We start from the raw sequence: 7,522 nt of genomic DNA, 5'->3' as shown, positions 1-7,522 counted from the left end.
GGCCCCGCCGGCCTCGCCGCCGCGCTCGCGGCAGGCCGCAGCGGTGCGCGCGTCATCCTCTGCGACGAGGATTTCCGCCTCGGTGGCCGGCTGCTGGCCGAAAAACGCGAGATCGGCGGCGGGCCTGCGGGCGACTGGCTCGCCGCGACGCTGGCGGAGCTGGCGAGCCTGCCCGACGTGCGGATCATGCCGCGCACCACGGTCTTCGGCCTTTACGACCATGGCATCTACGGCGCCGTCGAGCGCGTGGCCGACCATCTGCCGCAGCCTCTTCCGCACCAGCCCCGCCAGCGGGGCTGGCGCATCCAGGCGAAGCGCGCGATCCTCGCCGCCGGCGCGATCGAGCGGCCGATCGTCTTCGCCGGCAACGACACGCCGGGCGTGATGCTGGCCGGGGCGGTACGTGCCTATCTCAACCGCTACGGCGTGCTGCCGGGGCGCGAGGCGGTGCTGTTCACCGCCAGCGACGATGGCTGGGCGACGGCGCGCGACATCGTCGCGGCCGGCGGCAAGGTCGCCGCCATCGTCGATACCCGGGCCGAGGCGCATCCGGCCCGCAAGGCCTTCGCCAACAGGCTCGGCGCCCGGCTGTTCGCGGGCGGCGTGGTCGAGCGGGCGAGCGGCGGGCGCCAGCTGGGCGAGATCACCATCCGTGACGCAGCCGGCGCCAACACTACGCTGCCCTGCGACCTGCTCGCCGTCTCGAATGGCTGGAACCCGACGCTGCATCTGACCTCGCATCAGAACGGCAAGGCCGTCTGGAACGAGGCGCTGCACTGCTTCGTGCCGGGCACGCTGCCCGCCGGGCTGGCCGTCGCGGGCAGCGCCGCCGGGCGCTTCGCGCTGGCACAGGCGCTGGAGGACGGGGCGCGTCTGGCCGGCGAGGCTCTCAGCGATCTCGGGATCGAGACCCGTTCGGCCCAGCCCGCATCGCCGACCGACGCAGAAGGCGAAGGACTCTCGCCCGTTTGGCGCGTCGTCGGGGGCAGGGGAAAGGCCTTCGTCGATTATCAGAACGACGTCACCGACAAGGACGTCGAACTCGCTGCGCGCGAGGGCTTCCGCCCCGTCGAGCATCTCAAGCGCTACACCACGCTCGGCATGGCGACCGATCAGGGCAAGACCTCGAATCTCACGGGCCTCGCCATCATGGCCGAGCAGACCGGCCGGACGATCCCGCAGACGGGCACCACCACCTTCCGCCCGCCCTATACGCCGGTGGCGATCGGTGCGCTCGGCGGCCATCATCGCGGCAAGGATTTCCGACCGGCGCGGCTCGCGCCCACGCATGGCTGGTCGGCCGAACAGGGCGCCGTCTTCGTCGAGACCGGCCAGTGGCTGCGCGCGCAATATTATCCGAAGCCCGGCGAAAACGACTGGCTGACGACGGTGAATCGCGAGGTTCTTGCGGTGCGTGCCGGCGTTGGCATCTGCGACGTCTCGACGCTCGGAAAGATCGACATTCAGGGCCGTGACGCCGCCGAATTCCTGGAGCGCGTCTACATCAATGGCTGGAAGGCACTGCCGGTCGGCAAGGCGCGCTACGGGCTGATGCTGCGCGAGGACGGCTTCGTCATGGATGACGGCACCACCTCGCGGCTGGGCGAGACGCATTTCCTGATGACGACCACCACCGCCAATGCCGGCAAGGTGATGCAGCATCTGGAGTTCTGCCATCAGGTGCTCTGGCCCGATCTCGATGTCCGCATGGTCTCGGTTTCCGAGCAATGGGCGCAGGTCGCTATCGCCGGGCCGAAGGCGCGCGCAACCCTGCTCGGCGTGGTCGATCCGGAGCACGACCTGTCGAACGAGGCCTTCCCCTATCTCGCCGCGCGGGCGGTCACGGTCGGCGGCGGCATTCCGGCGCGGCTCTTCCGCATCTCCTTCTCGGGCGAGCTGGCCTATGAGCTGGCCGTTCCCGCCGATTATGGCGACGCGATGATGCGGGCGCTGATGCAGGCGGGCGCTGCCTTCGGCATCACGCCCTATGGCACCGAGGCGCTCGGCGTGCTGCGCGTCGAGAAGGGCCATGTCGCCGGCAACGAGCTCAACGGCACCACGACCGCCCGCGATCTCGGCCTCGGCAAGATGCTGTCGTCGAAGAAGGACTATATCGGCCGGATGATGGCCGCACGCGCGGCGTTGAACGAGGCGGAGCGGCCGTCCTTCGTCGGCTTCAGGCCGGTCGATCCGCGCGAGCGGCCGCGCGCCGGGGCGCATTTCATCGGCATCGGCAAAGCCGCGACGATGGAGAACGACGAGGGCTACATGACCTCGGTGGCCTATTCGCCGCATCTGGGCCACTGGATGGGCCTCGGCCTGATCAGGGGCGGCATCGCCCGGATCGGAGATCGCGTGCGGGCCTATGACCCGGTCCGCAAGGGCGACATCGTCGTCGAGATCTGCTCGCCCGTCTTCGTCGATCCGGAAGGAGCGCGCCTCCATGGCTGACGTCACGCACTGGACGCCGCGCAGCGCCTGGGCCGGTATCGCCGGGCCGGGGCATATCGGAGCGAGCGGCGAGGGCGTCACCGTCACGCTGCTCGACGGATATGGGCTGGCGAGCCTCATCGCCGCGCCGGGGCAGGCGGAGGCACTTTCGCGCCGTGTCGAGGAGCGTTTCGGCCTCGCGTTGCCGCCGACGCCGCGCCTGGTCTCCTGCGCCGGTTACGACGCGATCGGCACCGGGCCGGGCCAATGGCTGCTGCGGACGGCGTCCCGCCAGGAGATCCCGGCGCTGATCGCCGAATTGGCGCCTCACGCCGCCATTGCCGACCAGAGCGATGGGCGCGCCGCCCTGCGACTCTCCGGCCCGCATCTGCGCGAGACGCTCGCCAAGGGGGTGATGCTCGACCTGCATCCGGCGGCCTTTGCCGTTGGCGATGCGGCGGCCACCAGCGTCGCCCATATCGGCGTGCAGCTCTGGCGCCTGCCGGACGGGGCCGAGGGCCCGGTCTTCGAGATGATGGTGGCGCGCAGCTATGCCGTCAGCTTCTGGTCCTGGCTCAGCGGCTCCGCCGCCGAGTTCGGCTGCCGCATCCGCGACGGGCGAGGTTGACGGCGGCGCGCCGCGCGCTGTCTAAGCCCTCCATTCCCTCCTTATCCTCGTCAGGGATCCGCGCGAGCGGACCGATGCCATGCCCCACACCCCCATGATCCTCGCTCTCTCCTGCCCCGACCGGCCCGGCATCGTCGCCGCCGTCTCGACCCTGCTGGCGGAGGCCGGCTGCAATATCCGCGACGCGCAGCAATTCGACGATCTCGAAACCGGCCGCTTCTTCATGCGCGTCGTCTTCGACCGGCTGGAGGGCGCCCGCAGCGCCGCCGAGATCCGCGTGTCGATCGACGATCTGGCGAAGCGCTTCTCGATGAAGGTGTCGCTGCGCGACACATCCGCCCGCAAGAGGGTGATGCTGCTGGTCTCGAAATTCGATCACTGCCTCGCCGATCTGCTCTATCGCTGGCGGATCGGAGAATTGCCGATGGAGATCACCGGCATCGTCTCCAACCATGCCCGCGAGCACATCGCCTCGAGCGATATCGGCGATCTGCCGTTCCACCACATGCCGATCAACAAGCAGACCAAGATGGAGCAGGAGGCCGAACTCTGGCAGCTCGTGCAGCAGACGGAGACCGATCTCGTCGTGCTCGCCCGCTATATGCAGATCCTGTCGGACGGGCTCTCGGCCAAGCTGGCAGGCCGCTGCATCAACATCCACCACTCGTTCCTGCCGGGTTTCAAGGGCGCCAAGCCCTATCACCAGGCTCATGAGCGGGGCGTGAAGCTGATCGGTGCCACCGCGCATTACGTCACGCCCGATCTCGACGAGGGGCCGATCATCGAGCAGGACGTGGAGCGGATTTCGCATCGCGACACGCCCGAAGATCTCGTGCGCAAGGGGCGCGATATCGAGCGGCGCGTTCTGGCGCGGGCCGTGCGCTACCATCTCGAGGACCGGGTCATCCCCAACGGCCGCAAGACGGTCGTCTTCACCGACTGAGGGCAATCGCTTCGCAAAGGCTGCGTCGGCCCGGGGATATCCCGGCCGACGTGTCAGGCCAGCCAGCCCTGCATGACCGCCACGAGCAGGAACAGGCCCATCGCCGCGCGATAGACCACGAAGGCCCAGCTCGACATCTTTTCGAGATAACGCATCAGGCCCCAGATGGCGGCGAAGGACGCGACCGAGCCGGCGAGCAGCCCGACCGCCAGCAGCGAGACGGCGTGAGCGTCGATCCCCGCCTTGGCGATCTCATAGGCTTCCTTGAGTCCCGCCAGGGCGATCGCCGGCAGGCCGAGCAGGAAGGAGAGGCGCGCCGCCTCGGCGCGCTTGAAGCCGAGGGCGAGCGCGGCGGTCAGCGTCGAACCGGAGCGGGAGACGCCGGGGATCAGCGCGCCGACCTGCGCGATGCCGACGAGGACGAAATCAAGCGCGCCGGCCTGCTCGACGCGCAGCCGGTGCCGGGCCAGCCATTCGGTCAGCGCCAGCAGAAGCGCCATCACGAGCGAAGCCGCGCCGATGACCCAGAGCGCCCGCAGCGGCGAGCCGCAACGGTTGAGCAGCGGCGCCAGGAACAGACCGGCGATCACGATCGGGATCGTGCCCAGCACGATGCCGACGGCGATGCGGGCCGGGCCGCTCTCGATCCGCCTCGTCTTCACGACCTCCAGCGCGCCGACGCCGATCTGGGCGACATCGCGACGGAAATAGCTGATCACAGCGGCGAGGGCGGCCAGCTGCATCAGTGCCGAGAAGGCCGAGCCGGGATCGGGCCAGCCCAGCAGGGCGGGCACGATGCGCATATGCGCCGTCGAGGAGATCGGCAGCAGTTCGGTGATGCCCTGCACGATGCCGAGCACGATCATCTGACCGTAGTCGAGCGCGGCGAAGCCGGTGTCGAGACCGGCGGAGCAGGCGGAAGCAGCCATGGGCGAAAAGCTCCGAATCGGGAGGCGCGAGCCTTATCGCGCCGGATGGTTCTAGAGCATCTCTTTTTTCCGGAAAGCCGAATCAATCTTTCGCAACAATCCAGCGCTCCGGCCAGATCGCAGGCGCGGATGGCTCGCGATCCGATGCCGTCCGGCACCGGCCTTTTCCGCGCCTCAATCGACGCGGCCGCCCTGCAGCAGGATGCGCGAGCCGTCCCTCTCCGCGACCTCGATGCGCTGGCGATAGGTGCCGCGGCCGGTCTCGCAGATGCGTGGTGTGGCCGATGGCAGCGGCGCTCCGAGCAGCGAGCGGCCGGTCATCGTCGCGGCCGCGGGCAGGCCCAGCGCCGCCAGCACCGTGGGGGCGATGTCGATGATGCCCGCGGGCCTTTCATCGACGAGGCCCTCCGCCGATCCCGCGCTGCGCAGGACCAGCGTGGTGTTCAGCTCGTGCCGGTTCAGGCCGCCATGCATGCCGCCGCCGACCGGCACGTCGCCCTTCGTCATCAGGCCGAGGCCGGGATGGCCGTACTCGTCGGGATCGTCGGTCGAGCGCAGGGTGAAGACCAGTTCCGGCGCGCGCTCATGGTCGAGATCGACCAGCGACAGCGAGAAGGTGCCGGGCAGCTCCCCCTCGACGCCGTCCCCGCCGGGGGTGAAGAGCATCCCGGTGAAGGGCTGCTCCATCAGCCAATGGGCGATCGCGTCGCGCCGGGCCGTGCCGCCGTCGAGAATGCGGATCTCGCCCATATCGCCGCCGGTCATGGTGAATTGCGCGCCTTCCAGCGTGCGCTCGGCCGCGCGCCGGCCTTCATGCCCGGCCCCGCGCAGCAGTTCGGAGAGCGGCAGCGCGTCGGCCATTGTGATCTGGCCGTGGTCGGAGGCGGCGATCACCGCATAGCGCTCCGCATCCGGCTGGGCATCGACCCAGGCGAGGATGCGCCCGAAGGCGTCGTCCACCGTGCGGATGACGTTCAGCGTTTCGGGGGCGCCGAGGAAACGGTAATGGAAGGAGGTGTCGGGCTCGTTGAACCAGATCAGGGCCACATCCGGCCTGATCGTCTCCAGCACATGCTCGCGGAAGACGCGCTCGGCATAGTCTGTCTCCTCGAAGCGCGGCAGGCGGCGCGGCGGCAGCGGGCCGAAACGCGCGATGACCTCGTCCACCGCGTCCGGCGTGCGGGTGTGCTCGCGCCCGAGCAGCGAGAAGGTCCAGTGGCCGTTCTCGCGGACATTGGGGTTGATCAGATAGGCCGAGCCGGCCGAGCCGGTGTGGACCACGGCCATGCGCTTGCCGGCCCGGGCCAGCACGTCGCCCATCGGCTCGGCCGCGACGAAGCGCCCGCCGGTCGCCTCGATGGCGAGCGAGACGTCGTCCCACCGGCTGAGATCGATGGCATGGGCCGTCGTCGCCTGCGGGAAGTAGAAGGCGTTGCCGACGATGCCATGGACGCGCGGATGCGCGCCCGTGGCGATGGCGGTGGTGGCGACCCGCGTCATCGAGGGGAAGACGCTGCGCGCCTGCCGGAACCACGTGCCTTGCCCGGCGAAGCGGGCGAGGTTGGGCATAAGCTCCGGCGTCACGAAATCGGGCCTAAGCCCGTCGAAGACGCAGATGACGACCTTGTCGGCCACAGGCGAGGGGCTCATCAGGCGGCGGCCCTGAGCGCCTGCGTCTTCGCCTTGGCGGCGAGCGCCTTGGTCGTCGCGATGCACTCGTCGACCGCATACCAGTAACGCTGGTTCAGCTCGATGTTGAACATGACGCCTTCCGGGAAGGTGCAGGCCGCCATCAGCTCCTCCCACGGGATCGCGCCCCAGCCCACCGGCAGATGCAGATCGCCATGGCCGAAGGCCGTCTTCTCGCTGTCGTGATACATCCAGATCGCATCGGCCCGGCCGAAGGAATCGTGCATGTGGAGATGGCTGGCGAAGGGGGCGAGCGCCGCGATATCCGCGACGAACTCCTCCGTTCCGAAGCCTTCGCCCTGGAAGCCGGCCCGCAGGAAGGAATGGCTGAAATCGAGCGTGGCGCGGACATGGCTGTGGTCGATGGCGGCCAGCTCCTGCGCCAGGCGCCGCGGCGAGGAGCAATGGACCTTGCCCTCATGGCCGCCGAACAGCGTCTCGACACAGACCAGCGGTCCGAGATCGGCCGCGACGTCCCCCGCCTTGGCGAGCCATTCGCGCTGGCGGGCATAGGCTGCTTCGAGGACCGGCGCCTCGGCGACCGGGTGCAGGCCCGAATGCAGGACGTAGTTGACCGCGCCGACCTCGGCTGCGATCTCAAGCGAGGCCCTCAGCACCTCGAAATGGCGCGGCAGCCGCGCCGGATCGTCGAAGAAGTTGATCGAGAGCGGGCCATGGACGGAGTAGCGGACATTGCGCCCGGCGCAGGCGCGCTTCAGCGTCTCCAGATGCGGGCGGTGAATGCGCCCGCCGATCACGAGATCGGCCGAGAAGGTCGGCAGTTCGATCGTCTCGACGCCGAGGGCCTCGACCCGGTCGAGGATCGCGGAGAAGTCCGAGAGATCGCCCTTCGGGTAGGGGGCGGAAATGCCGGTGCCGAGAACGCCGTTGGGCAGCATGGGA

The 7,522-nt window shown here is 69.3% G+C and carries 6 protein-coding genes; 3 read left to right on the top strand and 3 right to left on the bottom strand.

Going from position 1 to position 7,522, the window contains the following annotated elements:
* From ACOJTB_RS13475 to purU, 3 genes are all read left to right on the top strand, one after another.
* Nucleotides 1-2,451: glycine cleavage T C-terminal barrel domain-containing protein (locus ACOJTB_RS13475; RefSeq protein ID WP_420103039.1), on the top strand; the 2,451-nt coding region annotated here is incomplete at its 5' end.
* Nucleotides 2,444-3,058 (top strand): sarcosine oxidase subunit gamma, encoded by a 615-nt coding sequence (locus ACOJTB_RS13470; protein WP_420103038.1) that lies wholly within the window; start codon nt 2,444-2,446, stop codon nt 3,056-3,058. The genes ACOJTB_RS13475 and ACOJTB_RS13470, both read left to right, overlap by 8 nt.
* Nucleotides 3,059-3,137: 79 nt before the next feature.
* Complete coding sequence (gene purU, locus ACOJTB_RS13465) at nt 3,138-4,001, top strand: formyltetrahydrofolate deformylase (protein WP_420103037.1); 864 nt, start codon at nt 3,138-3,140, stop codon at nt 3,999-4,001.
* A gap of 53 nt (nt 4,002-4,054) precedes the next feature.
* Here the strand turns inward: purU and ACOJTB_RS13460 are convergent, their stop codons facing one another.
* From ACOJTB_RS13460 to ACOJTB_RS13450, 3 genes are all read right to left on the bottom strand, one after another.
* Entirely contained in the window at nt 4,055-4,930 is an 876-nt protein-coding gene (locus ACOJTB_RS13460; protein WP_420103036.1) for an undecaprenyl-diphosphate phosphatase, read from the bottom strand.
* Nucleotides 4,931-5,104: 174 nt separating this feature from the next.
* Nucleotides 5,105-6,580 carry an alkaline phosphatase family protein gene (locus ACOJTB_RS13455; protein ID WP_420103035.1) on the bottom strand — a complete coding sequence of 492 codons (1,476 nt, stop codon included), beginning with the start codon at nt 6,578-6,580 and terminating at the stop codon, nt 5,105-5,107.
* Nucleotides 6,580-7,522: sugar phosphate isomerase/epimerase family protein (locus tag ACOJTB_RS13450; RefSeq protein WP_420103034.1), on the bottom strand; the 943-nt coding region annotated here is incomplete at its 5' end. The genes ACOJTB_RS13450 and ACOJTB_RS13455, both read right to left, overlap by 1 nt.

It is taken from the genome of Allobosea sp., from assembly GCF_048595345.1.
Taxonomy (GTDB): domain Bacteria; phylum Pseudomonadota; class Alphaproteobacteria; order Rhizobiales; family Beijerinckiaceae; genus Allobosea.
The sequence above is the reverse complement of the archived record's forward strand: the minus strand, read 5'-3'. Positions and strand labels throughout refer to the sequence as shown.